General features: G+C 66.1%; 22 protein-coding genes, 1 tRNA gene and 1 pseudogene. 18 read left to right on the top strand and 6 right to left on the bottom strand.

Going from position 1 to position 26,140, the window contains the following annotated elements:
* Window positions 1-10: 10 nt before the first annotated feature.
* Entirely contained in the window at window positions 11-748 is a 738-nt protein-coding gene (rph, locus tag NHL60_RS18990; protein ID WP_253447113.1) for a ribonuclease PH, read from the top strand.
* Between the two features lie 103 nt (window positions 749-851).
* Here the strand turns inward: rph and NHL60_RS18985 are convergent, their stop codons facing one another.
* A complete protein-coding gene (locus tag NHL60_RS18985; RefSeq protein WP_253447110.1) occupies window positions 852-1,619 on the bottom strand; it encodes an exodeoxyribonuclease III in 768 nt (255 codons plus the stop codon).
* A gap of 92 nt (window positions 1,620-1,711) precedes the next feature.
* Between NHL60_RS18985 and pyrE the strand changes: the two genes are divergently transcribed.
* From pyrE to rep, 4 genes are all read left to right on the top strand, one after another.
* Window positions 1,712-2,392, top strand: a complete 681-nt coding sequence (gene pyrE, locus NHL60_RS18980) for an orotate phosphoribosyltransferase (RefSeq protein ID WP_253447107.1) — start codon at window positions 1,712-1,714, stop codon at window positions 2,390-2,392.
* Window positions 2,393-2,447: 55 nt separating this feature from the next.
* On the top strand, window positions 2,448-3,002 hold the full coding sequence (locus NHL60_RS18975; protein ID WP_253447104.1) for a YfaZ family outer membrane protein: 555 nt from the start codon (window positions 2,448-2,450) through the stop codon (window positions 3,000-3,002).
* Window positions 3,003-3,087: 85 nt separating this feature from the next.
* Entirely contained in the window at window positions 3,088-3,579 is a 492-nt protein-coding gene (gene trmL / locus NHL60_RS18970; protein ID WP_253447101.1) for a tRNA (uridine(34)/cytosine(34)/5-carboxymethylaminomethyluridine(34)-2'-O)-methyltransferase TrmL, read from the top strand.
* Entirely contained in the window at window positions 3,576-5,639 is a 2,064-nt protein-coding gene (gene rep / locus NHL60_RS18965) for a DNA helicase Rep (RefSeq protein WP_253447098.1), read from the top strand. Before trmL ends, rep begins: the two co-directional genes overlap by 4 nt.
* Window positions 5,640-5,784: 145 nt before the next feature.
* Here the strand turns inward: rep and NHL60_RS18960 are convergent, their stop codons facing one another.
* Window positions 5,785-6,636, bottom strand: coding sequence for a cytochrome c5 family protein (locus NHL60_RS18960; protein WP_253447094.1), 852 nt, complete (start codon window positions 6,634-6,636; stop codon window positions 5,785-5,787).
* Between the two features lie 241 nt (window positions 6,637-6,877).
* Here NHL60_RS18960 and NHL60_RS18955 point away from each other — a divergent pair.
* A tRNA-Arg gene (locus NHL60_RS18955) sits at window positions 6,878-6,954 on the top strand.
* An 85-nt stretch (window positions 6,955-7,039) separates the two neighbouring features.
* Here the strand turns inward: NHL60_RS18955 and NHL60_RS18950 are convergent.
* Window positions 7,040-8,983, bottom strand: a complete 1,944-nt coding sequence (locus tag NHL60_RS18950; RefSeq protein ID WP_253447091.1) for a sigma-54-dependent Fis family transcriptional regulator — start codon at window positions 8,981-8,983, stop codon at window positions 7,040-7,042.
* Between the two features lie 228 nt (window positions 8,984-9,211).
* Here NHL60_RS18950 and NHL60_RS18945 point away from each other — a divergent pair, with 228 nt between their 5' ends.
* The 4 genes from NHL60_RS18945 (at window position 9,212) to NHL60_RS18930 (ending at window position 15,981) form a co-directional block, all read left to right on the top strand.
* Window positions 9,212-10,696, top strand: coding sequence for an aldehyde dehydrogenase (locus NHL60_RS18945; RefSeq protein ID WP_253447088.1), 1,485 nt, complete (start codon window positions 9,212-9,214; stop codon window positions 10,694-10,696).
* Window positions 10,697-10,756: 60 nt separating this feature from the next.
* On the top strand, window positions 10,757-11,656 hold the full coding sequence (locus tag NHL60_RS18940; protein WP_253447085.1) for a transporter: 900 nt from the start codon (window positions 10,757-10,759) through the stop codon (window positions 11,654-11,656).
* Between the two features lie 53 nt (window positions 11,657-11,709).
* Entirely contained in the window at window positions 11,710-13,809 is a 2,100-nt protein-coding gene (locus tag NHL60_RS18935; RefSeq protein ID WP_253447082.1) for a PQQ-dependent dehydrogenase, methanol/ethanol family, read from the top strand.
* A gap of 66 nt (window positions 13,810-13,875) precedes the next feature.
* On the top strand, window positions 13,876-15,981 hold the full coding sequence (locus NHL60_RS18930; protein WP_367399339.1) for a TonB-dependent receptor family protein: 2,106 nt from the start codon (window positions 13,876-13,878) through the stop codon (window positions 15,979-15,981).
* A gap of 90 nt (window positions 15,982-16,071) precedes the next feature.
* Here the strand turns inward: NHL60_RS18930 and fadA are convergent.
* Window positions 16,072-16,353: pseudogene (gene fadA, locus NHL60_RS18925) on the bottom strand (acetyl-CoA C-acyltransferase); the annotation flags it as partial.
* Between the two features lie 191 nt (window positions 16,354-16,544).
* On the opposite strand from fadA, the gene NHL60_RS18920 reads away from it, so the two are divergent.
* The 5 genes from NHL60_RS18920 (at window position 16,545) to ahpF (ending at window position 21,743) form a co-directional block, all read left to right on the top strand.
* The gene (locus NHL60_RS18920; protein WP_253447076.1) at window positions 16,545-17,738 is read left to right on the top strand and encodes a zinc-binding dehydrogenase; all 1,194 of its coding nucleotides are present in this window, start codon (window positions 16,545-16,547) and stop codon (window positions 17,736-17,738) included.
* Entirely contained in the window at window positions 17,735-18,775 is a 1,041-nt protein-coding gene (locus tag NHL60_RS18915) for a proline racemase family protein (protein ID WP_253447073.1), read from the top strand. The genes NHL60_RS18920 and NHL60_RS18915 overlap by 4 nt, the downstream gene beginning before the upstream one ends.
* 138 nt (window positions 18,776-18,913) lie before the next feature.
* Window positions 18,914-19,318, top strand: coding sequence for a ribonucleotide reductase subunit alpha (locus NHL60_RS18910; RefSeq protein ID WP_253447070.1), 405 nt, complete (start codon window positions 18,914-18,916; stop codon window positions 19,316-19,318).
* Between the two features lie 138 nt (window positions 19,319-19,456).
* Entirely contained in the window at window positions 19,457-20,020 is a 564-nt protein-coding gene (ahpC, locus tag NHL60_RS18905) for an alkyl hydroperoxide reductase subunit C (protein ID WP_253447067.1), read from the top strand.
* A 166-nt stretch (window positions 20,021-20,186) separates the two neighbouring features.
* The gene (gene ahpF, locus NHL60_RS18900) at window positions 20,187-21,743 is read left to right on the top strand and encodes an alkyl hydroperoxide reductase subunit F (RefSeq protein ID WP_253447064.1); all 1,557 of its coding nucleotides are present in this window, start codon (window positions 20,187-20,189) and stop codon (window positions 21,741-21,743) included.
* 104 nt (window positions 21,744-21,847) lie between these two features.
* Here the strand turns inward: ahpF and NHL60_RS18895 are convergent, their stop codons facing one another.
* Together NHL60_RS18895 and NHL60_RS18890 are read right to left on the bottom strand one after the other, a co-directional pair.
* Window positions 21,848-22,213: a DUF6164 family protein gene (locus NHL60_RS18895; protein WP_253447061.1), complete on the bottom strand. Its 366-nt coding sequence runs from the start codon at window positions 22,211-22,213 to the stop codon at window positions 21,848-21,850.
* Window positions 22,214-22,235: 22 nt separating this feature from the next.
* A complete protein-coding gene (locus tag NHL60_RS18890; protein WP_253447058.1) occupies window positions 22,236-22,826 on the bottom strand; it encodes a peptidylprolyl isomerase in 591 nt (196 codons plus the stop codon).
* A 285-nt stretch (window positions 22,827-23,111) separates the two neighbouring features.
* Here NHL60_RS18890 and NHL60_RS18885 point away from each other — a divergent pair, with 285 nt between their 5' ends.
* From NHL60_RS18885 to NHL60_RS18875, 3 genes are read left to right on the top strand one after another with little or no spacing between them, the layout of a single operon-like run.
* Window positions 23,112-25,106, top strand: a complete 1,995-nt coding sequence (locus NHL60_RS18885) for a heme lyase CcmF/NrfE family subunit (RefSeq protein WP_253447055.1) — start codon at window positions 23,112-23,114, stop codon at window positions 25,104-25,106.
* The gene (locus NHL60_RS18880) at window positions 25,103-25,666 is read left to right on the top strand and encodes a DsbE family thiol:disulfide interchange protein (RefSeq protein WP_253447052.1); all 564 of its coding nucleotides are present in this window, start codon (window positions 25,103-25,105) and stop codon (window positions 25,664-25,666) included. The genes NHL60_RS18885 and NHL60_RS18880 overlap by 4 nt, the downstream gene beginning before the upstream one ends.
* Window positions 25,663-26,136: a cytochrome c-type biogenesis protein gene (locus NHL60_RS18875; protein WP_253447049.1), complete on the top strand. Its 474-nt coding sequence runs from the start codon at window positions 25,663-25,665 to the stop codon at window positions 26,134-26,136. Before NHL60_RS18880 ends, NHL60_RS18875 begins: the two co-directional genes overlap by 4 nt.
* Window positions 26,137-26,140 lie beyond the last annotated feature (4 nt).

Here is a 26,140-nt window from a genome sequence, read left to right as displayed (position 1 = left end):
ACGAGGTGTTATGTCTACTCAGTTCCGTCGCCCCAGCGGGCGCGCGCCCGAACAGCCCCGCGAGATCCGCCTGACCCGCGACTACACCCGTCACGCCGAGGGGTCGGTGCTGGTGGAGTTCGGCGACACCAAGGTGCTGTGCAACGCCAGCGTCGAGCCCGGCGTGCCGCGCTGGCTGCGCGGCAAGGGCCAGGGCTGGGTGACCGCCGAGTATGGCATGCTGCCCCGGGCCACCCACACCCGCGGGGGCCGCGAGGCGACCCGCGGCAAGCAGGGCGGCCGCACCCTGGAGATCCAGCGGCTGATCGGCCGCTCCCTGCGGGCGTCGGTGAACCTCAAGAAGCTCGGCGAGTTCACCATTACCGTGGACTGCGACGTCATCCAGGCCGACGGCGGCACCCGCACCGCCTCCATCACCGGCGGCTGCGTGGCCCTGGTGGACGCCATCCGCTATTTGCAGCGCAACAAGCTGATCAAGGGCGACCCCTTCCAGCAGCTGGTGAGCTCGGTGTCGGTGGGGCTCTTCAAGGGGGTGCCGGTGGTGGACCTGGACTATCCGGAGGATAGCGGGGCCGATACCGACATGAACGTGGTGATGGCCGAGAACGGCAGCCTGATCGAGGTGCAGGGGACCGCCGAGAAGGGCTCCTTCAGCCGCGCCGAGCTCAACGCCATGCTGGAGCTGGCCGAGAATGCCGGTGCCCAGCTCTTCGACCACCAGCGCGAGGCCCTGGGCATTCCGCGCTGAGCAGAAGGCGAAGGGCGCCGAGCAGGCTCCCCCAACGCATCACGCCGGCCATCAAGGCCGGCGTGATGCGTTCCGGAGGGCCGGAACGGCGACGGAGAGGGGGTCAGATCGGCAGGTCGTACTCGACGATCAGCGGCGCGAACTCGGAGAAGTTGGCGTCGTAGTCGATCCAGGCGTCCACCACGTGGCGCCGGAAGTTGGGGCCCACCACCTGGTAGTCGATGCGCCAGCCCTCCTGGCGTGAGCGCGGCACCTCCTGGTCAAGCTTGGGCCACCAGGTGTACTCGCCGGCGTCGCGGTTGATCTCCCGGAAGCAGTCGATGAAGCCGGTGGGGCCGAAGACCTGGTCCATCCAGGCGCGCTCCTCGGGCTTGAAGCCGGGGGTGTCCTGGTTGTCGGCCCAGTTCTCCAGGTCGATGGTCTTGTGGGCGATGTGCCAGGTACCGCAGATGATGTACTCGCGGCGCTTGCGGGCCATCTTGCTCAGGTACTCCTGATACTGGGCCATGAAGGCCTGCTTGGCGGCGAGGTCGCTGCCATCGGGCATCAGGAAGCTGGCGATGCTGAAGCGGTCGTAGTCCGCCTGCAGGAAGCGCGCCTCATGGTCGCACTGGGGGAAGCCCAGCCCGTACATGATGGCCTTGGGGATCTTGCGGCAGTAGATCCCGACTCCGGAGAAGCCGTCCTGCTCGGCGTCGAGGAAGTAGCCCTCGTAGCCTTCCGGATAGAGAATGCTGTCGTCCAGCTCGAAGCTCTTGGCCTTGAGGTTCTGGACGCAGACGACATCGGCATCCTGGCCGGCCAGCCAGTCGAGAAAGCCTCGACCGACCGCCTCGCGGATGCCGTTGACATTGATGGTGGCAATTTTCATACGTGGTCCCTTTACCGTCGCGCGTGTATGATACCCGACGTTTCGACGTTTGGGTAAATGGCCCGCGCCAATAAAGATGATAGGAGCCTGAAGTGGAGCATTCCGGCACGCCTGCGCTGCAGGACTACCAGCGTGAATTCATCGAGTTCGCCATCGAGCAGGGCGTACTGCGCTTCGGCGAGTTCACCCTGAAATCGGGCCGGGTCAGCCCCTACTTCTTCAATGCCGGGCTGTTTCGCACCGGCGGTGCCCTGGCCCGTCTGGGGCGTTTCTACGCCCGGGCCATCGTCGACCGCGCCCCCGGCTTCGACGTGCTCTTCGGCCCCGCCTACAAGGGGATTCCTCTGGCCGCCACCGCCGCGGTCGCCCTGGCCGACCATCACGGCCGCGACCTGCCCTATGCCTTCAACCGCAAGGAGGCCAAGGCCCACGGCGAGGGCGGCAATATCGTCGGTGCTTCGCTTTCCGGTGATATACTGATCATCGACGACGTCATCACCGCCGGCACCGCCATCCGCGAGGTGATGGGCCTGATCGAGGCCGCCGGCGCTCGCGCCGCCGGCGTGGTGATCGCCCTGGACCGCCAGGAGCGCGGCAGCGGCGCCCAGAGCGCCATCCAGGAGGTCGAGGCGGCCTACGGCATGCCGGTCATCAGTATCGTGACGCTGGACATGGTCCTGGCCTATCTTGAAGAGCATGCTGGCGAGGCGCTGCGCGGCCATGCCGAGGCCATTCGCGACTACCGCATCCGCTACGGCGTGGCCAGCGCCTGACGCTGGCCTCATGGAAACGGGGTTCGCCACGGGAGCCGATGACAAGGAGAGCGAGATGAAATCCACACTGGCAGTGCTGACCGGTCTGACCCTGCTGGGCGCTACAGGTATGGCCCAGGGAGGCAGCCTGGACCTCAACCTGGGGCCGGATGCGGTGCAGTTCGAGGCGGCCGGAGAGATCGTTGACGGCATCAGCCTCGGCGGCGGGATAGTGCACAGCGAATATCGCGAGGATGCTACCGTCTTCCACGCTCAGCTGATGGGGACCAATCGCACGCGCGACCATGAGGTGGGTGTCGGCGCACGCTGGACCCAGTACGACACCGATTACGGCAAGGGGGGCGGCCTGGGCCTGGGCGGCTACGGTTATGTCTACCTGCCGAATCTGCCCGAGGTCTCCCTGGGAGGCTACGGTTTCTATACCCCCGGCGTTGCCGCGACCCGCGACCTCGACGACGGCTACGAGATCGGCCTGCGCGCCCGCTACGCTTTCGCCCCCAACGTGGACGGCTATCTCGGCCTGCGCCAGCTGGGTGCCGACTTCGACAACGACACCGGCACTCGCACCCTGGACCGTGGCGCCCAGGTCGGCGTGCGCCTGCGCTTCTGATCGCCCCGGCGCAGCCTCGTCGCCGATGCCCAGCGGGCCCCGTCAAGGGGCCCGCCTGCGTTCTACCGCCGCCACTGGAGCCGCCATGCTCGATGTTGTTCTCTACCAGCCCGAGATCCCGCCCAATACCGGCAACCTGATCCGGCTCTGCGCCAACACCGGCTTTCGCCTGCACCTGATCGAGCCGCTGGGCTTCGTGCTGGACGACAGGCGCTTGCGCCGGGCCGGGCTCGACTACCACGAGTGGGCGGCGGTGCGGGTTCACCCCAGCTGGGAGGCCTACCTGGAGGCGGCGGCACCGGCTCGGGTGTTTGCCGTGTCGACCCGGGGGCGCACCGGCTATCATGAGCCGGCCTACGGTGAGGGCGACGCCCTGGTCTTCGGCCCCGAGACTCGCGGCCTGCCCCAGGCGCTGCTCGACGCTCTGCCCGAATCGCAGCGGCTGCGCATCCCCATGCGCGAGGAGAGCCGCAGCCTGAATCTCTCCAACGCCTGTGCGGTGCTGGTCTATGAGGCCTGGCGGCAGCTCGGCTTTCCCGGCGCGGCCGCGGTGGACCCTGCGAGGCTCGCGCGATGAATACCCCTGCCACTATCCAGCAGCGCCTGAGCCGGCTCAACCCCCGCCAGCAGGAGGCGGTGCGCTATATCGACGGCCCCTGCCTGGTGCTGGCCGGCGCCGGCTCCGGCAAGACCAGCGTGATCACCACCAAGATCGCCTACCTGGTGCAGGCCTGCGGGATGAGCGCCCGGCGCATCGCCGCAGTGACCTTTACCAACAAGGCCGCCCGGGAGATGAAGGAGCGGGTGGGCCAGATGCTCAAGGGTCGCGAGGGGCACGGGCTGACCGTCTCTACCTTTCATACCCTGGGGCTCAATATCATCCGCCGCGAACTCCAGGCGCTGGGCTACAAGCCTGGCTTCTCGCTCTTCGACCCCGAGGACGCCAAGGCGCTGCTGCGCGACCTGATGCAGAAGGATGCCCAGGTGGACGCCGAGGCGATCAACTCGGTGCAGCAGCAGATCTCGGCCTGGAAGAACGACCTGATCCTGCCCGGCCAGGCGATGTCCCACGCCGCGGACGATGACGAACTCTTCGCCGCCCGGGTCTATGAGGCCTACAACCGCCACCTCAAGGCCTACAATGCGGTGGACTTCGACGACCTGATCCTGCTGCCGGTGGTGCTGCTGCGCGACGACCCCGAGGCCCTGGTCCGCTGGCGCAAGCGCATCCACTACATGCTGGTGGACGAGTACCAGGACACCAACGTCAGCCAGTACCAGCTGGTGCAGCTGCTGATGGGTGAGCGCCAGACCTTTACCGTGGTGGGCGACGACGACCAGTCGATCTACGCCTGGCGGGGCGCGCGGCCCGAGAACCTGGTGACCCTGGGCGAGGACTTCCCGCGCCTGCAGGTGGTCAAGCTGGAGCAGAACTACCGCTCCACCGGCACCATCCTGCGCGCCGCCAATACCCTGATCAGCAACAACCCCCACGTCTACGAGAAGACCCTCTGGTCGGAGATGGGCGAGGGGGCGCCGATCCGGGTGGTGGTCAACCGCCATGAGGAGGCCGAGGCGGAGCGGGTGGCCAGCGAGATCCTCACCCGGCGCATCAAGGAGCGCGCCGAGTGGCGCGACTTCGCGGTGCTCTACCGCGGCAACTTCCAGGCCCGGCTGCTGGAGCTCAAGCTGCAGCACTATCAGGTGCCCTACAAGCTCTCCGGCGGCACCTCCTTCTTCTCGCGCAATGAGATCAAGGACGCCATGGCCTACCTGCGACTGCTGATCAACCCGGCGGACGACAACGCCTTCCTGCGCATCGTCAACGTGCCGCGCCGGGAGATCGGCCCCGGCACCCTGGAGAAGCTGGCCAACTATGCCACCGAACGCGGCATCTCGCTGTTTGCCGCCTGCCACGAGCTGGGCCTGGCCGAGCAGCTGCCGGTCAGGGCTGTCGAAAGGTTAGGGAGATTTACCCACTTTATCGACGGGGTACGGCGGCGCATGGACCAGGGCGACGCCATCGCCGCCATCCGCGACATGCTGCGCGAGATGGACTACGAGGCCTGGCTCTACCAGAACGCCAGCGCTCCCACCATCGCCGAGCGGCGCATGGCCAACGTCTGGATCCTGATCGACCAGCTCGAGAAGTCGATGCAGGCGGACCCGGAGGAGAGCAGCGCCTCCGAGGAGACCGAGACCGACAGCGTGGAGGCGGCCATCTCCCGGCTGGTGCTGCGCGACATCCTCGAGCAGCAGGCGGAGGAGGATGACTCCGACCGGGTCCAGCTGCTCACCATGCACGCCTCCAAGGGGCTGGAGTTCCCCCACGTCTACCTGATGGGGCTCGAGGAGGAGCTGCTGCCTCACCGCAACGCCATCGAAGCGGGCACCGTGGAGGAGGAGCGCCGCCTGGCCTATGTGGGCATCACCCGGGCGCGGCGCACCCTGACCCTGACCCTGGCCCGCCAGCGCAAGGCCTATGGCGAGCTGATGGACTGCGCGCCGAGCCGCTTCCTGGACGAGCTGCCGGCGGAGGACCTGGAGTGGGAGGGGCGCCCGGACCGGGAGGACCCGGAGAAGAAGCAGGCCCGCGGCAAGGATGCCATCGCCGGGCTGCGCTCTTTATTGGGCTGAGGGCTCTTTACTGAGCTGAGAGCTCTTTACTGGGCTGAGGGCTCTTTACTGGGCTGAGGGCTCTGCTGGCTGGAGCAGGCAGACGCACAAACGCAAGCGGGGCGCCCTTGGGCGCCCCGCTTGGCTGTCGGGTCATCCGGTCGACTCAGTCCAGCGCGTCGATCATGAAGTCCACGGCAGCCTTCACCTCGTCGTCGCTGAGGTTGGCAAAGCCACCCTTGGGTGGCATGGCGCCGATGCCGTTGATGGAGTGGTCATAGAGCGTCTCCATGCCCTGCTCCAGGCGCGAGCCCCAGGCGGCGGCATCGCCCTTGATCGGGGCGCCGGCGGCACCGGTCATGTGACAGGCCATGCAGGCCTGGTTGTAGATGGGCTCGCCGTCGATGCCCGCATGGGAGGGAGCATCGCCATCGGCGGCTTCCTCGGCGGCAGCTTCCTCGGTGGCGTCGTCGCTGGCGACCTCTTCCTCTGCAGGTGCCTCCTCGGTCGGCGCCTCTTCAACCGGGGCTTCCTCGGCCGGTGCCTCTTCCGCGGCGCCGCCAAGCTCCGGCACGTCCATCACCGGCTCGAGCAGGTAGGCGGTAGAGGCGGCGACTTCCTCGTCGGAGAGGTTGGGGTTGCCGCCACGGGCCGGCATGGCATTGAAACCGTTGATGGAGTGGTCGAGGAGGGTATCCCAGCCCTGCTCGATGCGGGCGCTCCAGGCGCCCTCATCGCCACGGATCGGCGCGCCGGCGGCGCCGGTCTCGTGGCAGGCCATACAGATGCGGTTATAGATAGCGCCGCCGTCGATATCGCTGGCTCCGTTGCTTGCCACTTCCTGCCCCCCGTTGGAAGGAGCGGCAGTGCCACAGTCGTCGCCCACGAGGCAGAGCGTACCTGACGGCTTCAGACGCTCGGCGATGGCGTCACGGTCGACATTGGCCTGGGCGGTAGCCACGCCGGCGGTCATGCCGAGGGTGGCCAGGCACCCCATGATCAGCTTGCTGGATTTCACTCTCACCACCTCTTGACGGTCCTGTAGGAAGTTATGTGCGGCGCGGGCTGAGCGGCAGCGCGGCCGGGTGACGCCATGACGCGCATAATGGGCGCTAGTATACCGACATCCCCGACGGCAGGAAAATGCAACACCCCCCGCCATTGGCATGAGAGCCGGGAATGGTGGAGCCGGTCGGCGCTGGACAGGCGACGCCTTGCGGTTTAGGATGTGGGCCGCCTGATGTTACCGCCAGGCATGCGCGCCCATAGCTCAGCTGGATAGAGTACTGCCCTCCGAAGGCAGGGGTCGCAGGTTCGAATCCTGCTGGGCGCGCCACGAATTCAAGGGCCTGCGACACTCTCGCGGGCCCTTTTTTCTGGAAGGTTTATCTGATGGGCGCCTTCGGCTCCAGTGCCTCCTTCTAGCTTAATCGCCGATACAGCGTCGAGCGGCTGATTCCCAGTGCGCGGGCTGCGGCGGTCATGTTTCCGTCATGCTCCTGCAAGACGCGCTCCATATGAATCTGTTCGAGTTGCCTCAGCTCTTGTGGCTCCGCTTTGGGCTCGCCAGCCATGCCCTGTCGTAACCTGGTTGGGTAGCCAGCCACACTTCCACATAGCCTACGCTGCCAGCGAGGTGAGAGCCCCTCCAGTGTCAGCTTTTGACACTCAGGCTCCGTTCCTACCAGAGCTGCCTCGAGGCAGTGCTCCATCTCTCGCCAGTTGCCGGGCCATGGGTAGGAAGCGAGGCGTTCGAGCAAGGCATCGTCCAAGGTTAAGCTCCGGCTGTGACGGCGACATAGCGATGCCCAGCGTTCGCGAATGCGGTCCTCGAGGTTGGTCTGCTCGTTTAAAGAGGGGAGTACCACGATGACTCCGGCCAGGCGATAGAAGAGGTCCTCTCGGAAGTTACCTGCTGTCACCAGGTCTTCCAGGTCTCGGTGGCTGGCGGCGATCACCCGGCAGTCAATGGGTACCTCCCGGTGGTCGCCCAGGGGTGTCACCACTCGCTCCTGCAGCACCCGGAGCAGCCTCGCCTGAAGTGCCGGCGGCATGTCGCCTATCTCGTCGAGCAGCAGGGTACCTCCATTGGCCTGCACCAGGCGCCCGCTGTAGCCACCCTTGCGGGCGCCGGTAAAGGCGCCTTCTCCGTAGCCGAAAAGCTCCGCCTCGATCAGGCTTTCGGGCAGTGCCGCGCAGTTGAGCGCAACGAAGGGGCTCTGCTCGTTAAGGCTGGCGTGCAGGGCACGAGCCAGCTGTTCCTTGCCGGTACCGGTCTCGCCTTGCAGCAGCACCGGTAGCCCCGCCTCAAGCGCTTGGCTGGCCCGCCGTGCTTCCCTGGCCAGTGCCATCGGCCAGCCCTCCACCAGCGTCTCCAGGTCACGGGAGCGTGCGGGCTTCGGCGAAGAAATCGGCATGACGGTAGCTTCGCCGTCGAGTGTCGATGGTTGCCACGCTTCGGGAGGGTTGAGCCGCCCCACCAGGTGGCCGCCGGCGAGCGGCAGCCCCAGCAGGGCCGAGCGCCCCTCGCACTGGCGACGAATCTCCGTCCAGGAATTACCCAATAACGCTTCTATGTGCTGGCCGATCAGTGACGCTGGGGCGTGCCCCAGCCATTGGGTAGCCTGGGGGTCCACCGCCAGGATCAGACCGGCGTCGTTGATGGCCACCAGACCGCAGGCCACGCCATCCAATTCGGCCAGTGAGGCGTGCATCTGGAGCACCCAGCGCTGCTGGTAGTGCTGGCGGAATAGCTGTTGCTCCAGGGCGCCAGTTAGCTGTTGCACTCGGCGCAGGAAGATCTCGGGCCGGGGGTGATCGGCATCGAAGGTGAGGTCGATCAAGCCCAGACAGTCGCCGTCGAGATCGAACAGCGGGGCGGCCACGCAGGAAACTGGGTTGTCGGGGAACAACAGATGCTCACACGACTTGACCAAAACTGGTGCCCGCTCGATGAGCGCCAGGGCTGGCGCATTGGTGCCAAACCAGCGCTCGTCCAGGTTGATGCCAGCTTCGATTTTAAAACGGTCAGCGAGCACGAAGTTCCGACCGTAGCTCTTGAGGACGGTGGCATCCGGGGTGGCCAGCAGCAACTGGCAACCGTGCAGGTCTGCGGCCACCCGGCTGACCAACGGGTCGGCCAGTTCGAGCAGGCGGCGGTGAGTCTCGCGCTGCTGACGGAGCTCGCTACTCTCGAGCCGCGGCAGCTCGGGTCTGGTATCGAGCTGTAGGCCGTATTCCATGCAGCGCTGCCAGGACCGGCCGATGCTGGCATCGAGCAGCTCCATCGGCAGTTGGCCTCGGCGCAGATGCTCGCGGGCCTGGCGGATCACGTCGGGGGTTCTCAGCGCGGCTCTGGTGATCATGGGGCCTCCCAGCGAAGCTGGCGAATTGTCCCAGGATGCGACAGCCGTCGTGTCTGGCGACGCGACAAGGCTGTTGCAGGAATCGGGGTGCTCACCAACATGCTGATATCGTTGTGATTATTATGTCTCGGCCTGGCTGGCATGGGGCTTGCAGTTAGAGTTCCAGGGCCGTGCGGCGCCAGGCGCGGTCTCCCGACAATCATAAATCAGCCCCACAGGAGCACAACCATGACGCAACCCTCCGCCGCCATTCAGTCCTGGCTGGACAAGAGCCATGCCCTCTTCGTCGGGGGACAGTGGCGCTCTGCTGCCAGCGGCGAGACCCTGGACGTATACAACCCCGCTACCGCCGAGGTCATCAGCCGAGTCCCGGCGGGAGACGCCGCCGATATCGATGCCGCCGTCGACGCCGCTAGGGAGGCCTTCCACACCTGGCGCAAGTCGCGTCCGGTCCGGCGCGAAAAGCTGCTGCTGGACCTGGCCGATGCCCTGGAGGCCCGCGCCGACGACTTCGCCCTGCTCGAGACCCTGGACAACGGCAAGCCGGTCACCTTCTCGCGGCATATGGACGTGGCCCTGGCCATCGACTTCATTCGCTACACCGCCGGCTGGGCCACCAAGGTCGAAGGGCGCAGCATGACCCCCTCCATGCCCTTCGTGCCCGAGGACAAGCAGATCGTGGCCTATACCCGCCGCGAACCCATCGGCGTGGTGGGCGCCATCATCCCCTGGAACTTCCCGCTGCTGATGGCGGCGTGGAAGGTGGCCCCGGCGCTCGCCGCCGGCTGCAGCATCGTGCTCAAGCCCGCCGAGGATACTCCCCTGACCGCCCTGCTGCTGGCCGAGCTGGTCGAGCAGGTGGGCTTTCCCGCCGGCACCCTCAACGTAGTCACCGGCCTGGGCCACACCGCCGGTGCCGCATTGGCTGCCCATCCCGGCATCAACAAGGTGGCCTTCACCGGCTCCACCCCGGTGGGCAAGCTGATCGGCCACGCCGCCATGGAGAACATGACCCGTACCACCCTGGAGCTGGGCGGCAAATCACCGGTGATGGTGCTGGCCGACGCGGATGTCGAGGCCGCCGCCGCGGGCGCGGCTCAGGCGATCTTCTTCAACCAGGGGCAGGTCTGCACCGCCGGTTCACGGATCTATGTCCACGAGTCGATCCATGACGCCTTCGTCGCCCGGCTCGCCGAGCAGGCCCGCGGCCTGACCCTGGCGCCGGGCTGGGAACCCACCACCACCCTGGGCCCGCTGGTTTCCGCCAAGCAGCAGAGTCGGGTGCTTGACTACATCGAGCAGGCACGCCGCGATGGCGGCATCATCGTTACCGGCGGCGGCAAGGGCAGTGATACCGGCTACTTCGTCGAACCCACCGTGATTACCGGCCTTGCCCAGTCAAGCCGCTGCGTTCAGGAGGAGATCTTCGGCCCGGTGGTGGTGGTGCAGACCTTCCGCGAACTGGACGAGCTGGTGACGCTGGCCAACGACTCTCCCTACGGCCTGGCCGCCAGCCTCTGGTCCAACGATCTCTCCGCGGTCAACCGCCTGGTGCCGGAAATCGAGGCCGGGAGCGTCTGGGTCAACGGCCATAACCTGCTGGACGCCTGCATGCCCTTCGGCGGCTTCAAGCAGTCGGGTATCGGTCGCGAGCTCAGCGACTCCCTGATCGAGCATTACACGGAGCAGAAGTCGGTCGTGATGATCGTTTGAAACAAAGCCTTCAACAGCCGACAGATATAATCCACCTTAGCCTACAAAAAGGATAACAAAATGAAGTGCTTCTTCTTTGCCAAACCAACAAGGAACTCACTGAGAACCTTGGTGGTGGCACTGGGCTTTACATCGGCCACTACTACCCATGCCATCGATATCGACCCGGGAGATTACACGGCTCTTCCAGCTGGCACTAACCTTGCCATGCTCTATTACCAGTATGCTACCAATGACAGGCTTTACGCCAACGGCGAGCGGGCGCCAGAGAATGCAGGGCTCGATACTAACATAGGCATCTTCCGGTACGTACACTTCATGGAGGTTGGAGGTTATATAGTTGATCCGCAAATCCTCCTTCCTTTCGGCCAGGTCGAGGCCAAGGGTGATCTGGCACCGTTGGGCAGCACGAGTGGCATCGCAGACCCTATCCTTGCAGCCACGGTATGGTTGGTCAATGATCCCGAAAACAATCATTACCTCGGGATTACTCCATTTCTGCAAGTTCCCGTCGGCAGCTATGACAACAAGCGGGCTCTTAATCTCGGTGAAAATCGCTGGGCATTCTCGCTTCAGACGGGTTATATTCGGGGGCTGACGGAGACCCTAGCCCTTGACCTGGCGGCCGATGTCACTCTGCACGGCAAGAATTCCGACTTCGGGGCCGAGAGCGCCGATCTCAAGCAGGACCCCCTGTATCAATTTCAGGGCTATCTCCGACATAACCTCACCCAGACTTGGGATGTTCGTGGCGGGCTGTCCTATACCTACGGTGGCGAAACCAAGGTCGATGGCCAGCGGCAGGACGACAAGACCGAAACGCTTAGTGCCACCATCGGGACGGGCTATTTTATCACCCCGACCGTGCAGGTGCTCGCCAACTACGGCCAGGACCTCTCGGTGGAGAACGGATTCCGGGAAGAGCATCGCGTCAATCTGCGACTGTTGAAGGTGTTCTGAGGCCGTGGGATCAATGCGTAACGCCAGAAAGAGACAATGCCAGGAAAAGAACGATGAAAATAACAAGTCTTAGAGTGGTAGCGACCGGAGTGATACTGGGCTTGGTATCGGCCGGCGTGGCCCTGTCCAATGCGGAAGATGCCAGCTTCGCTAATATCGACAATGCCTCGATCGCCGAGAATCGCGAGACGGGCAAGGATTGGCCGGCTCATGGCTTCGATGATGCGGGCACACGTTTCAGCCCCTTGGATCAGGTGAACGCTAGCAATGTGCAGGGGCTGGGCCTCGAGTGGTCCTACAGCCTGGAGTCAACGCGAGGCGTTGAGGCCACTCCTATCGTCGTCGATGGCGTGATGTATGTGACGGCGCCGTGGAGCGTCGTTCATGCCATCGATGTGCGCACCGGAGAAAAGCGTTGGGTCTACGATCCCGAAGTTCCTCGGAACTATGGCGAAAAAGGCTGCTGTGACGTCGTCAATCGTGGAGTAGCCGTCTATGGGAGCAAGGTGTTCGTGGGCTCCTTCGATGGCCGGTTGATCGCCCTTGATGCTAGGAGTGGTGAGCGCGTATGGGAGGTCGACACTCTCATTGATCGCTCACGGCCCTACACCATCACCGGCGCGCCGCGCGTTGTCAATGGAAAGGTAATCATCGGCAATGGCGGTGCCGAATATGGGGTGCGGGGCTATATCACCGCCTATGACGTCGACACGGGAGACGAGGCGTGGCGCTGGTTCACCGTACCGGGCGACCCCTCCGAACCCTTCGAGAACGAGGCCATGGCCATGGCCGCCGAGACCTGGGACCCCAGCGGACGCTACTGGGAAGTCGGTGGTGGCGGAACCGCCTGGCACTCAATGGTCTTCGATCGCGAGCTGAACCTACTGTATGTGGGCACCGGCAACGGTTCGCCCTGGGCGCACCGGCTCCGCAGCCCCGCGGGAGGAGACAACCTCTTCCTGGCTTCCATCGTCGCGCTGAATCCCGATACCGGCGAGTACGTCTGGCACTACCAGCAGACACCCGGCGACAACTGGGACTACACCTCGACCCAGGACATCATCCTGGCGGATATCGAGCTCGAGGGAGAACTGCGTAAGGTGCTGCTGCATGCGCCAAAGAACGGCTTCTTCTTCGTCGTTGATCGTGAGTCGGGGGAGTTCCTGTCGGCCGAGAACTTCGTCGAGGTCAACTGGGCCACCGGCTACGATGACAACGGGCGACCGATCGAGGTGCCCGAGGCGCGTGGAGAAGAGCCCTTCGATGCCATCCCCGGCCCCTTTGGCGCCCATAACTGGCACGCTATGTCATATAGCCCAGCCACTGGGTTAGCCTATTTTCCTGCCCAGCATATCCCGATTTCCCTGCAGCCCGATGCCAACTGGTCGTATGAAGAAGTCACCCCGGGGCAGCCTATGTCCGGGACAGGGTGGAACCTAGGCATGCACGTCAATCCGGTGCCACCCTCCGAGGTGCCATTCGGCCGGTTGGTCGCCTGGGATCCTGTTTCCCAGCAGGAAGCATGGCGCCACGAGTATGTCTCGCCCTGGAATGGTGGCACCCTGGTCACTGCTGGCAACCTAGTGTTCCAAGGCACCGCTGATGCACGCTTCATCGCCTTCAACGCCACCACGGGGGAAAAACTATGGGAATCCCCCCTGGGCACAGGCGTCATTGCCGCACCAGTGACTTACGAAGTGGATGGCAGGCAGTTCATCTCCATCGCTGTGGGCTGGGGCGGCGTCTATGGCCTCTTCCAGCGGGGATCAGAGAAGAACATCCCTGGTACTGTCTATACCTTCTCACTAGAGGGGGAAGCGCCGCTGCCGGATTTCACACAGTATCAGTTGGGAGCACTGGTCTCGGGTGTCGACTATGACCCGGGTGATATCGAAGCCGGGACAGCACATTATATTAGCAACTGTGTGTTTTGTCATGGTGTTCCGGGCGTCGACCGGGGCGGCAATATCCCCAACCTAGGCTACTCGAATGCCGCCGTGATCGAGCATCTTGAGCGGTTCGTCCTGGGTGGTCCGTTTACCGAGCAGGGCATGCCAGATTTCACAGGTCGCCTCACGAAAGACGAGGTGGATGAGATCAAGGCCTTTATCCTAGGTACGGCTGATGCCATTCGTCCCGCTAACGGCAACTGAATAATAGAAAGTCGCGACAAGGCCTTGGGTACACATCGAATCCAAGGCCTTGTCACGTGTGACGGAATGGATAATGAGACTGACATGAAGCGACTGCCGACTCTTCTAGGGGTGCTGCTGCTGAGCACACTTCTCAGGCCTGGAACCATACACGCTGCTACGTCATCAAGTGTGGAGCCAGACATATCCGCGCGGAATGAGGCCGCACTCCCTGCGATCACGATCAGCGCTCCGCGCCTGGCCCGCAGCCTTTACGATACCCCCGCGGCGGTATCGGCGGTGAACCGCGCGGAGATCCAGCAAGCCCAGCAGCGTGTTCGCCTGGACGAGGCTCTCGCGCCTGTGCCGGGTCTCTTCCTGCAAAATCGCGACAACTTCGCCCAGGGGCAGCGTATCGCCAGCCGCGGCTTTGGTGCTCGGGCCCCCTTCGGCATCCGCGGCATCCATATCCGCGTCGATGGTATCCCCTACACCCTGCCCGATGGCCAGGCCCAGGTCGATGCCGTGGATTTGGACAGTGCCGAGCGCATCGAGGTGATCCGCGGTCCCGCCTCGGTGCTCTACGGCAACGCCGCCGGTGGCGTACTGGACATCACCACCGGCGATGGCAGCGACCTCCGTCGCTCGCCGGTGGTGCGTCTCCAGGGGGGCAGCCATGGTTACACCAAGCTGGCCGTGAGGGCCGGCGGTGAACGCGACAACTGGATTCACAGTGTCAGCCTCTCGGCGCTGGACTTCGATGGCTACCGTGAGCAGAGCGCCGTGGAGAAGCGGCTGCTCAATGCGCGGCTCGGTTACCGTCTGGACGATGAGCGCACCCTCTCGGCTCTGCTCAACGTGCTCGACCTGTCCACCGCCCAGGACCCCGGCGGGCTAACCGCCGAGGAGGTTGCCGCGAACCGCCGCCAGGCGGCTCCTGCTGCTACCCCGCTCGACGCGGGTCAGCGGGTGGAACAACAGTTGCTGGGCCTGCACTATCAGGACCTTGGCGCCGCAGGTGGCGAACTCAATCTGCGCGGTTTCGCCAGCCGCCGCGACTTCGAGCAGCAGTTGCCCTTTCCCGGCAATAGTCTGGTGGACTACGATCGCCGCTACTATGGCGGCAGCGTCGACTACACACGCTACAAGATTCTGAGCGGGCGGCCGCTTCGCTATGTCGGCGGCATCGAGGTGGGGCGCCAGGAGGACGACCGCGGGCGACGCTCGGTGACTCCCCAGGGGGTGGTCACTGCCGAGACCGCCGACGAGCAGCAGAACGCCACCACCGCTGGCGTCTTCCTGCTCGGCGAGCTCGCCCTCACCGAGACCCTCGACCTCACTGCCGGCGTGCGCCACGATCGGGTGCGGCTGACCATCGATGACCGCTTTCTTGCTGATGGGCGGGACAACAGCGGCGAGCGCACTTTCAGGGAGTGGACCGGCAGCCTCGGGGGCAGCTACCGCTACCACGAGGACCACCAGCTCTACGCCAACCTCGGTACCGCTTTCGAGACTCCCACCTTCACCGAGTTCGCCCGCCCGGACGGTGGTGGCGGCTTCAACCCCGAGGTGGCGCCCCAGTGGGCGCTTAATCGCGAACTGGGACTGCGCGGCCGCCTCGCCCACGGGCTGCGCTACGACCTCGCCGCCTTCTCGGTGCGGGTGGATGACGAGCTGGTACCCTTCGAGGCCACCGACGGCCGCACCTTCTTCGAGAACGCTGGGCGCACCTCCCGAGACGGGATCGAACTGGAGCTGGACTGGAGCCCAGTACTGTCCTGGCGGGTGGCCAGCGCGTTGACTCTGGCCGACTATCGCTTCGAGCGCTTCCGCGACGGCGACGCCGATCTGGCAGGCAATCGCCTACCGGGCCTGCCGCGCCGCCAATGGAACAACCGTCTCACCTGGTACGGCAGCGGCGAGCGATTCGCCAGCGCCGAGGCGCTCTACACGGGAGGGTATTACGCCGACAACGCCAGCCAAGTGCCCGTGGAGAGCCACTGGCTGGTCAACCTGCGGGCTGGCGAGGGCTGGACGTTGAACGGCGGCACTCGGCTGGGAGCCCACCTGGGGGTGCGCAACCTGCTGGACGAGGCGCATTTCGCCAACGTACGCATCAACGCCAACGGCGGACGCTTCTTCGAGCCCGCCGCCGGCCGAACCATCTACGCCGGGCTGGAAGTGAGATTTTGAGTACAGGCCTGCTAGCGTCTCGCCTGCCCCTGTGACGACACGGAGGCGTCGCTTGATGCCGGTCTCAAGGTCGGTAGAACGCTGGGGAGCCTACTTCAAGCGTTCGAACACCGTGGCCACTCCCTGGCTCATGCCGATACACATGGTGGCAAGCCCCAGGGTAGTATCGCGCTGCTGCACCACGTTGAGCCGGGTGGTGCTGATACGCGTGCCCGAGCAGCCCAGGGGGTGGCCCAAGGCGATGGCGCCGCCGTTGAGGTTGACCTTGTCATCCAGAGCATCGAGGAAGCTGAGGTCCTTGAGCACCGGCAGGCCCTGGGCGGCGAAGGCCTCATTGAGCTACACGGCCTGGATGTCGTCGGTGGTCAGGCCCGTGGCCAGCCGAAAGAATCGCAACTTCCGTGCGGTAAGAACAGAAAGAATGGGAGGCCGAAATACCGGGTGGCCCCCTCGGTCGTCCCCGGGTGCCTCTGCTATCGTCTCGTCTTGCGAATCAGGGCTTTCGGTTGCCTGCCGAAAGCCCTGTGCGTCAACCCGAACCCAACGAGAGGAGGCAGCAGCAGATGGCAGACACCCTTGCTGATACCGCGATTCCCGCCACCATGTCGGCCATGCTGCTAACCGGGCACGGCGACGTCGACCGGCTGGTCTACCGCGACGACGTGCCGGTGCCCCGGCCGGGGCCGGGCGAGGTGCTGGTGCGGGTCACCGCCACCGCCAAGAACAACACCGACCGCAAGGCCCGCGAGGGGCTCTACCCGGTGAAGAAGGGCCAGGTCACCTCCTTTGCCATGGGCGGCGAGCCGACCCTCACCTTCCCGCGGATCCAGGGCGCCGATATTGCCGGGCGCGTGGCGGCGGTGGGCGAGGGGGTCGACCCGGTGCGGATCGGCGAGCGCGGCCTGCTCGACTTCAACCTCTACCCGGACGCCCGCCGCGATATCAACCTGACCCCGGACTACTACGGCCACGGCGCCGACGGCGGCTTCGCCGAGTACGTGGCGGTGCCCTCGGACCAGTTCCACCATGTGCCCAACCCGGAGATCAAAGATGCCGAGCTCGCCGCCATGGGGATGTGCTCCTACCAGACCGGCTACCACATGATGACCTCGGCGAACGTCGCCGCCGGCGAGCGGGTGCTGGTCACCGGCGCCAGCGGCGGGGTGGGCACGGCGCTGATCCAGCTCTGCCGCATCGTCGGGGCGATTCCCTACGCGGTAAGCCAGCCTGACAAGGCCGAGGCGCTCAAGGCGCTGGGGGCCGAGGCGGTGATCGACCGCGGCGATCTGGCCACCTTCGTGCCCCGGGTACTCGAGGCCACCGGCGGCGCGCCCATCGATGCGGTGATGGACCTGGTCGGCGGCGAGATGACCGATCTGTTCATCGACACCATGATCCACGACATGAAGGCGCGGAGCACCTACCCGCGGCTCTCCATCGCCGGGGCCAGCGGCGGCAATATCTCGGAGATCCTCTGGACGCGCATCTATCTCTATCAGGTGCAGCTCTTCGGCGTCTCCCACGGCACCCGGGAGGAGGCGGAGCAGCTCATCGCCTGGATCCGCTCCGGTGAGCTCAGGCCGGTGCTCCACGCCGCCTTCCCGCTCTCCGAGCTCCACGAGGCCGAGCGCTACTTCGTCAGCCGCGGCAGCAACTTCCTGGGCAAGATCGTCATCGTCCCTGACGCCGAGTGGGACACGCACGGCGCCCCCTTCGCCCTGGCTTCCCCCTCTGCCCGCCAGGAGCCGCGCCCATGAGCCGCCCGCTGACCTTCCAGATGATGGACACCCACGCCGGCGGCGACGTCAGCCGCATCGTGCTCGGGGGCATCGCGCCGCTGCCCGGCGACACCGTACGCGACCAGATGCACTACCTGCGCGACGATGCCGACGGCCTGCGCAAGCTGCTGCTCTTCGAGCCCTACGGCATCCCCGAGATGTCGGTGGACCTGGTCGTGCCGGCCACCGATCCCGAGGCCGCCGCCGGCTACATCATCATGGAGGTGATGGGCTACCCGATCTATTCCGGCTCCAACACCATCTGCACCGCCACGGCGGTGCTGGAGGCGGGCATCGTGCCCAAGCGGGAGGGGGTGCAGCACTTCACCCTGGAGGCCCCGGCGGGGCGGGTCAAGATCGAGGCCCGGGTGGAGAACGGCGTGGTGGAGGCGATCACCTGCGAGGGACTGCCCAGCTACATCGACACCCATCGTGCGTCGATCCAGGTGCCGGGCATCGGCGAGGTGACCTACAGCGTGGCCTACAGCGGCGGCTTCTACGCCCTGGTGGACGCCACCGAGCTCGGCTTCTCCCTGGTGCGGGAGGAGGAGCGGGCCCTGGCCGAGTGCGCCCACCGCATCGTCGAGGCGATCCAGGCCGAGCGGGGCTTCTCCCACTACACCCTGGGCGACGTGGGCCCGCTGCCCTTCCTGCACTTCATGGGGCCGGTGGAGCAGGTGGCGGACGGCTTCTACCGTTCCCGCTCCACGACCTACGTGCACCCGGGGGTGATCTGCCGCAGCACCACCGGCACCGGCACCTCGGCGCGCCTGGCGCTGATGCACCATGAGGGGCGCATCCAGCCCGGCGACCGGCTGGAGACCGTCTCCCTGCGCGAGACCGGCTTCATCGGCACCTTCACCGACACTCGCCGGGAGGGGCCCCACGCCGTGGTGGAGAACACCATCACCGGCAAGGCCTATGTGCTCGGTCATACCGAGGTGGTGGTCAACTGCGACGACCCCCTGGTGGCGTGCGATGGCCTGCACCATATCCTGACCGCTCGCCAGGGCTGAGGCGAACGCACCGAGGGGCGCCGGGGATAACCTTGACCCCGCCACCTAGACTCGGCCGGCATGCCCGCCAGCCCCTTGAGCCCTCGCGAGAAAGGGGGCAGGCTGACGGTCATTCACCCCCTTTTTCCGGAGGCTTCCATGGCCATCACCAACTTTGCCGACCTGCTCGGCGAGGCCCGCCTGCAGCCCGACGCCCAGCGGCTGCTGTTCGTCTTCACCCGGGCCGAGCTGCCCGACAACCCTACCGCCGAGCAGCGCCGGAATTTCGAGCAGGGCGTCGGCGGCGTGCTCACCCCGGTGCTATGCGTCGACAAGGCGCCCGAGGAGCTCTCCGACATGGCCGCCCTGGTGGCGGAGTCGAAGGAGACCGGCATCGAGTGGGACATCCTCTTCGTGGGGGCGCTCTCCGGCCGCGGCGGCGAGGCGCCGAGCGCCGAGCAGGCCGAGGCCCAGCTCGAGCGCATGGTGGAGTCGCTCAAGATGGGCAGCGTCGATCAGTTCCTGGCGCTGGACCGCCAGGGCGAGGCCGTCCAGATCGGCTGACATCGGGGTGTCATCACCCATAGGGTTGAATTATCGCCTCGATGCCACCATTCAATTTACGCTATCGAAGAATGCGGGCTAACATGCGCTCCGTATTCCAGTTCATCTTCATACCAAAGTCTAGAGGATCACTCTCGAATGTCCCTGATCAATACTGAAATCAAGCCGTTCAACGCCACCGCCTTCCATAACGGCGAGTTCGTCGAGATCTCCGAAGAGAACATGAAGGGCAAGTGGTCCGTGGTGATCTTCATGCCGGCCGCCTTCACCTTCAACTGTCCGACCGAGGTCGAGGACGCTGCCGACCACTACGAGGAGTTCCAGAAGGTCGGTGCCGAAGTCTACATCGTCACCACCGACACCCACTTCTCCCACAAGGTGTGGCACGAGACCTCCCCGGCGGTCGGCAAGGCCAAGTTCCCGCTGGTCGGTGACCCGACCCACCAGCTGACCCGCGCCTTCGGCGTGCACATCGAAGAAGCCGGTCTGGCCCTGCGCGGCACCTTCGTGATCGACCCGGACGGCGTGATCAAGACCCTCGAGATCCACGACAACGCTATCGCCCGCGACGTCACCGAGAGCCTGCGCAAGCTCAAGGCCGCCCAGTACGTTCGCAACAACCCGAACGAAGTCTGCCCGGCCAAGTGGAAGGAAGGCGAAGAGACCCTCGCTCCGTCCCTGGATCTGGTCGGCAAGATCTAAGATCTGCCCCTGCCGCGAGGCCCCGCCCCGGGCCTCGCCGCTTCCCACCCGGGCACCTGCTGCCCGGGTGTTTTCTACCCGTCACAAGCATGTCTCGGGCGACGCCTTCGGCGCTCGCACGGCCTCCTTGTGATCCCGTTTCGCGAACATGAAGGAAACCGCTGTCATGTTGGACGACAATCTGAAAAGCCAGCTCAAAGCCTATCTGGAAAAGGTCACCCAGCCGTTCGAGATCGTCGCGTCCCTCGATGACGGCGCCAAGTCTCAGGAGCTGCACGGTCTGCTGACCGATATCGCCGGCCTGAGCGACAAGATTACCCTGCGCAGCGACGGCCAGGACGCCCGCAAGCCGTCGTTTGCCATCAACCGCCCCGGTGAGGAGACCGGCGTGGTCTTCGCCGGCCTGCCCATGGGCCACGAGTTCACCTCCCTGGTGCTGGCCCTGCTGCAGGTCGGCGGCCATCCGCCCAAGGCCAGCCAGGAGGTGATCGAGCAGATCCAGAGTCTCGAGGGCGAGCTGCGCTTCGAGACCTACTTCTCGCTCTCCTGCCAGAACTGCCCTGACGTGGTCCAGGCGCTGAACCTGATGGCGGTGCTCAACCCCAATGTCCACCACGTGGCCATCGACGGGGCCCTCTTCCAGGATGAGGTCGAGGAGCGCCAGGTGATGTCGGTACCGAGCATCTACCTCAACGGCGAGCTCTTCGATCAGGGCCGCATGAGCCTTGAACAGATCCTGGCCAAGGTGGATACCGGTGCCGCCAAGCGCGAGGCCGCCAAGCTCAATGAGAAGGGCCTCTTCGACGTGCTGGTGGTGGGCGGCGGCCCGGCCGGCGCCGCGGCAGCGGTCTACGCCGCGCGCAAGGGCATCCGCACCGGCGTTGCCGCCGAGCGTTTCGGCGGCCAGGTGCTCGATACCATGGCCATCGAGAACTTCATCTCCGTGCCCCACACCGAGGGCCCCAAGCTGGCCGCGGCGCTGGAGGAGCACGTCAAGGAGTATGAGGTCGACATCATGAACCTGCAGCGTGCGGTCAAGCTGGTGCCGGCGGCCCAGCCGGGCGGCGAGCACGAGGTGCAGTTCGAGTCGGGCGCGAGCCTCAAGAGCCGGACCCTGGTGCTGGCCACCGGTGCCCGCTGGCGCGAGATGAACGTGCCCGGCGAGGCCGAGTACCGCAACAAGGGCGTGGCCTACTGCCCCCACTGCGACGGCCCGCTGTTCAAGGGCAAGCGCGTGGCGGTGATCGGCGGCGGTAACTCCGGCGTCGAGGCGGCCATCGATCTGGCCGGCATCGTCGGCCATGTGACCCTGATCGAGTTCATGGACGAGATGCGCGCCGATGCCGTGCTCCAGAAGAAGCTCAAGAGCCTGCCCAACGTCGACATCATCCTCGGCGCCCGCACCACCGAGGTGAACGGCGACGGTGCCCGCGTCAACGGCCTCACCTATGAGGAGCGCGCCAGCGGCGAGACCAAGCGCCTCGACCTGGAAGGCATCTTCGTGCAGATCGGCCTGGTGCCCAACACCGAGTGGCTCAAGGGCTCACCGGTGGAGATGTCCGAGCGCGGCGAGATCATCACCGACGCCCACGGCATGACCAGCGTGCCCGGCATCTTCGCCGCCGGCGACGTGACCACGGTGCCCTACAAGCAGATCATCATCGCCATGGGCGAAGGGTCCAAGGCCGCGCTTGGCGCCTTCGACCACCTGATCCGCAGCTGATCGGCGGGGCCGGGCGCTTCTTCCCGGCCCCCGCCCTTCACAGCGACGCCCCCGCAGGCCAGGCCTGCGGGGGCGTCGTCGTTCTCATGGTCGGCCGTGACAGCTCAGTTCATCAGCCACAGGAAGGGCAGCAGGGTGAGGGACAGGATCACCGCCACCGCCACGGCCACCAGCAGCATGCGCACGGGGTGGTGGCGCAGGCGCGACCACAGGGTCGGGGCCTCGCCCCGCTCGACCAGGTCGTCGCGCGCCTGGCGCATCCGCTCGGCCAGCCCCTCCTGGTAGGCGTCGAGCACCTCCCGGGCTGCCTCGTACTGGCTCTCGTCATGGAGCCAGATGGCCGCCACGCCGAGCCCCCAGAAGCCGGCTTGGGTCTCGTAGGTGTCGAAGCCGCGGGCGTCCAGCAGGGCACGCACCTCCTCGGCCTCCTCGTCGGGCACGTTGCCCAGCCGAAACAGCAGTCTTGCCACATCGCTCTCCTGTCTGGCCGGCTCAGGGCAGCTCGGCGCGCTCGATCACCACGGGCTCCCGGGGCACGTCCTGGAAGGGGCCCTGGCGGCCGGTGGGCACCCGGCGGATGGCGTCGACTACCTCCATGCCTTCCACCACCTGCCCAAATACGGCGTAGCCCCAGGTCTGGCCCGACTGCGGACTGACGTGGTCCAGGAAGCCGTTGTCGGCGACGTTGATGAAGAACTGGGCGGTGGCGGAGTGGGGCGCGCCGGTACGCGCCATGGCCAGGGTGCCGCGGCGGTTCTTCAGGCCGTTGTCGGCCTCGTTGGTGATGGGGTCGCGGGTCGCCTTCTGGCGCATCTCGGCGTCGAAGCCGCCGCCCTGGATCATGAAGCCGTCGATGACCCGGTGGAAGATGGTGCCGTCGTAGTGGCCCTCCTGCACATAGGTGAGGAAGTTGTTGACGCTCTCCGGGGCCTCGGCCTGAAACAGCTCGATGCCGATGGCGCCGTGGCTGGTGTGCAGGATGACGTCGGGAGAGGTGCCCTCCTCGGCCTGGGCGGTAGAGACGGCGAGGCCCAGGGGCAGGGCGGCGGCAAGCAGCAGGGCGGGAATCAGCGGGCGTTTCACGAGAGGTCTCACCTGGTTGTGGAAATCGATGGTCGGAAAGTCAGGGTTCCCAGCATAAGGCCCCATGTCAGCGCTGTCAGCGCCTGGCCGGTGATTGCGTTTATCCAGCGTCCGTTAATGTTTGACATGGGTCACGGAGGAGGGTGGAAAAGAGGTATCTAGTATGGATCTTATGAGGGGATTCCCGGACCATCGCTGCATGAGGGTCGGCGCCTGTCGCCGGCCCGGTGAATCCAGGCCCGGCCGTCGGTCGGGTGTCACCAGCGGCGGGAGGGTGCAGCAGATATGGTGGCGGAACTCGGTAACTTCGCGCTGATCCTGGCGCTCTGCCTGGCGCTGCTGCAGAGCGTGCTGCCGCTGGTGGGCGCCCAGACCGGCAGCCTCAGGCTGATGCGCACGGGGCGCTTCCTGGCCAGCGGCCAGTTCGTCTTCCTGGCGATCGCCTACGGCGTCCTGACCTGGGCCTTCGTGGTCAGCGACTTCAGCGTGCGCTACTTGGCCAGCCACTCGGCGCTGAGCCAGCCGCTGATGTACAAGATCACCGCGGTGTGGGGCGGCCACGAGGGGTCGCTGCTGCTCTGGGTGGCCATCCTCGGCGCCTGGGGCGTGGCGGTGGCCCGCTTCAGCCGCTCGCTGCCCCGGGAGATGCTGGCCCGGGTGCTGGCGGTGATGGGCATGGTGTCGGTGGCCTTCATCGCCTTCACGGTCTTCACCTCCAACCCCTTCGACCGCATCGTGCCCGGTCCCATGGATGGCCGCGGCATGAATCCGCTGCTCCAGGACCCGGGGATGATCCTGCACCCGCCGCTGCTCTACATGGGCTATGTGGGCACCGCGGTGGTCTTCGCCCTGGCCATGGCGGCGCTGATGGGGGGGCGCCTGGACGCCGCCTGGGCGCGCTGGTCGCGCCCCTGGACCATCGTCGCCTGGGTCTTTCTCACCCTGGGGATCGCCATGGGCTCCTGGTGGGCCTACTACGAGCTGGGCTGGGGCGGCTGGTGGTTCTGGGATCCGGTGGAGAACGCCTCCTTCCTGCCCTGGCTCACCGCCACGGCGCTGCTCCACTCCCTGGCGGTGACCGAGAAGCGCGGCGGCTTCAAGGTGTGGACCCTGATGCTGGCCATCATCACCTTCGCGCTGGTGGTGCTGGCGGCCTTCATCGTGCGCTCCGGGGTGATCACCTCGGTGCACGCCTTCGCCACCGACCCGGATCGCGGCGTCTTCCTGCTGGCCATGCTGGCGGCCACCCTGCTGGGCTCGCTGACCCTCTACGCCTGGCGGGCGCCCCGGGTCGGCCTCGGCGGCGGCTTCCACTGGTTCTCCAGGGAGTCGCTGCTGCTGGCCAACAACGTACTGCTTACCGTGGCCTGCGTAGCGGTCTTTATCGGCACCCTCTACCCCCTGGTGCTCGACGCCTTCGGCCTGGGCAAGATCTCGGTGGGCCCCCCCTACTTCGATGCGGTGTTTGCGCCGCTGATGCTGCCACTGCTGCTGCTGGTGGGCCTCGGCCCTACGGTGATGTGGAAGCAGTCCAGCCCCGCCGAGGTAGTGCGCCAGCTGCGCTGGGTGCTGCTGGCAAGCGTCGTGGCCGGCGGCCTCTGGCCGCTGACCATGGGCGCCTGGCGCCCGCTGACCGCGCTCTCGCTGATGCTGGGCAGCTGGATCATCCTTACCGCGCTGCTCGATATCCATAAGCGCCTGGGCAGCTCACGCCAGCCGCTGACAAGGCGCCTGCGCCGGGTCATGCGCCCGAGCTTCGTGGGCATGCACCTGGCCCACCTGGGCCTGGCGATGGTGGTGATCGCCATCGCCATGGTCAACACCTACGAGGTGGAGCGCGACGTGCGCATGGAGCCCGGCCAGACCACCTCGGCGGCGGGCTTCGACTTCACCCTGCTGCGCCTGGAGGAGGTGCGTGGCCCCAACTATGACGCTGACCAGGCGGTGGTTGCGGTGACCCGCGACGGCCGGGCGGTGGCCACCCTGCTGCCCCAGCGCCGCTACTACGACACCCAGCCCCAGAACCCCATGCACCAGGCCTCGCTGCATCGCGCGGCGACCCGCGACGTCTATGTCTCCCTGGGCGAGCGGCTGGTGGGGGACGCCTGGAGCTTCCGGCTCTACTACAAGCCCTACATGGCCTGGATGTGGAGCGGCGCCATCCTGCTCGCCCTGGGCGGCCTGCTGGCGGCCTGTGACAAGCGCTATCGGCTGGCCCGCCGCCGCGAGCGCGAGGCGGCGGCCAAGCCGGGCATCGGCCGGGAGGTGACCGCCTCATGAAGCTCAAGCTGCTGATTCCGCTGGTGGCCGTCACGGCCCTGCTCGGCCTGCTGCTGCTGGGCCTGGGGCTCAACTCCCGGGACCTGCCCTCGCCCCTGGTGGGCCAGCCGGCGCCGGCCTTCATGCTGGAGTCCCTGGAGGATCCCGAGGTGCTCCTGACCGAGCAGGACTTCATCGGCGAGGTGGCCCTGGTCAATGTCTGGGCCACCTGGTGCAGCACCTGCCGCCAGGAGAAGCCTCTGCTGATGGAGCTGGCCCGGGGCGGCATCCCCATCCACGCCTTCAACTACCGGGACGAGCGCGACGCCGCGCTGCGCTATCTGGAGATGACCGATAGCCCCTACCGCACCATCGCCTACGACCCCGCGGGGGATGCCGGCATCGACTGGGGCGTCTACGCCACCCCCGAGACCTATGTGCTGGATGCCGAAGGGGTGATTCGCTACAAGCGCATCGGCCCGCTCTCCCGCCAGCTGCTGCTCGACGAGGTGCTGCCCCTGATTGAAAAACTGAGAGCCGAACAGCGCCGGGCAGCCGAACCGGCGGGGAGGACGACATGAGCCGCTGGATGGCAGGCCTGCTGATGCTGCTGGCCCTGGCGCTTTCGCCCGGCATCGCCCTGGCCACGGCCATCGGCGAGCCGCTTGACTTCGACAGCGAGGCCCAGCGCCAGCAGTACGAGACCCTGACCCGGGAGCTGCGCTGCACGGTGTGCCAGAGCGAGACGATCCACGAGTCCAACGCCGAGCTCGCCGCCGACATGCGCCGCCGCGTCTATCAGATGACCCGGGACGGCATGACCGCCGAGGCCATCGTCGATTTCATGGTGGCTCGCTATGGCGACTATGTGCGCTATCGGCCGCCGCTGCAGGCCAATACGGCGCTGCTCTGGGCGAGCCCCTTCCTGCTGTTCGGCGGCGGCCTGCTGGTCTGGTGGCAGGTGATGCGCCGGCGCAGCCGCCTCGATGATGAACCCGAATTCACCGACCAGGAGCGTGCGGCGCTGGAGCGCCTGCGCCGTGGCGACTGACCCC

It is taken from the genome of Halomonas sp. Y3 (genome assembly GCF_024137965.1).
Classification (GTDB): Bacteria; Pseudomonadota; Gammaproteobacteria; order Pseudomonadales; family Halomonadaceae; genus Halomonas; species Halomonas mongoliensis.
Note: the sequence above shows the minus strand (reverse complement) of the source record. Positions and strands in the feature narration are given on the sequence as shown.